Origin of the sequence: Mesorhizobium sp. M4B.F.Ca.ET.143.01.1.1, from assembly GCF_004792275.1 — a bacterium.
GTDB lineage: Bacteria > Pseudomonadota > Alphaproteobacteria > Rhizobiales > Rhizobiaceae > Mesorhizobium > Mesorhizobium abyssinicae.
This window is the reverse complement of record NZ_SRSR01000327.1, coordinates 1-290: the sequence shown is the minus strand read 5'-3', so window position 1 is coordinate 290 and position 290 is coordinate 1. Positions and strand designations below refer to the sequence as shown.

Below are 290 nucleotides of genomic sequence, written 5' to 3'. Positions count from 1 at the left end.
ACCACTTCGGCACGACGGTCTGCCGGCGCGATTTGGTGCACCACTTGCAGGCCGCCGGGATAGCCGAACGCCCCCGCGACGCCGCAGACCTCTGTCGCAATGATCATCAGGACCATCGAGGCATAGACCTGCGCCGCCACGATCAAAGCTGCGGTCGGGATCATCAGCACCAGCGCGGCGAGCATGGTGGAGCGGCTGGTGAGCCATGTGGTGCCGACGATGGTCGCCGCCGCCACGATCGACAGCTCAAAGAAAAGTCCACCTGCCTCCGCGTGGTTGGCGACATGCAG

General features: G+C 65.2%; 1 pseudogene. It reads right to left on the bottom strand.

From position 1 onward, the window contains the following. Window positions 1–290, bottom strand: a pseudogene (locus EN786_RS37195) (MFS transporter); the annotation flags it as partial.